This window comes from Arthrobacter sp. UYEF21 (genome assembly GCF_040546085.1).
In the GTDB taxonomy this organism is placed as follows: Bacteria; Actinomycetota; Actinomycetes; order Actinomycetales; family Micrococcaceae; genus Arthrobacter.
Window position 1 is genome coordinate 1 of record NZ_JBEPNF010000049.1, and the last position, 1,555, is coordinate 1,555.

1 protein-coding gene is annotated in these 1,555 nt (G+C 61.2%); it reads left to right on the plus strand.

The genetic code is table 11. The features are described 5' to 3' along the window. Positions 1 to 124: 124 nt before the first annotated feature. Positions 125 to 1,521, plus strand: a protein-coding gene (locus ABIB27_RS19290; protein ID WP_502909283.1) for an IS3 family transposase whose coding sequence is annotated in 2 segments (ribosomal slippage) — positions 125 to 476 and positions 476 to 1,521 — 1,398 coding nt in all. Because the reading frame shifts where the segments join, the coding sequence is not laid out codon by codon here. The last annotated feature ends 34 nt before the right edge of the window (positions 1,522 to 1,555 follow it).

Genomic DNA, 1,555 nt, shown 5'->3' on the forward strand with positions numbered 1-1,555 from the left:
CCCTACGTGTCAGGGTTGGGTGAGGCCAGTACCTCATAGCAACTTCGTCTAATTCGTAGGGCGAGAATCAGGATCATCACCAATGTCTGTCTCCACAATTTCCCCGCCGCGGGAGAATGGGTCCATGAGTAATTCGGGCCCTCGGGCCGGTGGCCCGACCCCTCGTAGGTCGTTCACGCCGGCAGAAAAACTCGCCCATTTGGATGCGTACCAGCAGGCCTGTGACGACGGCACCGGCGGCGGGGCGTACCTGCGCCGCGAGGGCCTGTATTCCTCCCAGATCACCGAGTGGCGCAAGCTCCGCGACGCCGGCGTCCTGGCGGGCAAGAAGCCCGGGGAAAAGATCGGCAAGCCCACCGCCGAGCAGGCGGAAATCGGGCGTCTACGTCGGCAGCTGGAGGTGAGCGAACGCAAACTGGCACGGACTGAAGCGGCGTTGTCCATCATGGAAAAAGCACGACAGCTTTTGGAAGACATCTCCGAAAGCGCGGAGCAGCAGCCCTGGTACAAGAAACCTTGATGGGCGCCTACACCTCCCTCACCAAGGCGGACATCCCGAGCCGGGAAGCGGCCCTGATCGCCGGGGTATCCCGGGCCACAGCGACACGCAAACCCCGCACCCCCACGGAAGACCAAACACCACTGCCGGCCCCGGCAAACAAACTCTCACCGGCCGAGCGTGCCTACATCCTGGCCACCGTGAACTCGGAGCGTTTCGTGGACCTGCCACCGGTGCAAATCTACGCTCGACTCCTGGACGAGGGCACCTATTTATGTTCGATCTCCACGTTCTACCGTGTCCTGGATGAGAACCGCCAGGTCAAGGAACGGCGCCGAATCGCACGCCACCCTGCCCGGGCAATCCCGGAGCTGGTAGCGACTGGACCCGGCCAGGTTTACACCTGGGACATCACCAAACTCGCCGGCCCGATCAAGGGCAAATACTACGACTGCTACGTCATGATCGACATCTACTCCCGCTACATCGTCGGCGCCTACGTCCATGCCCATGAATCCGGGGAACTGGCCGTGGAAATGATGGAGGAAATCTTCGGCATCCACGGCATCCCGGAAATAGTCCACGCCGACCGTGGCACATCCATGACGTCCAAAACAGTCGCTGCCCTGCTCTCGGACCTTGAGGTCACCAGGTCCCATTCCCGGCCCCGCGTGAGCAACGATAATCCCTACTCGGAGGCCTGGTTCAAATCACTGAAGTTCGCCCCCGTGTTCCCAGAACGCTTCGGCTCCCTACCCGACGCGAGGGCATTCATGGACTCCTTCGTGGACGGGTACAACCACACTCACTGCCACACCGGAATCGGACTCAACACCCCCGCAGACGTCCACTACGGCTTGGCCGCCGGCAAAGCCCTTGAACGGGCCAAAACCCTGGCCGCAGCACGAACAAAAACACCCGAACGATTCACGACGAGCAACGACCCCAAAATCCTGACCATCCCCGACGCGGCCTGGATCAACAAACCCGCCGAGAAAACCGACACAAAAGCAGCAGCCTAACTCCCACTGGCCTCATTCACCTTGACAAATTCCG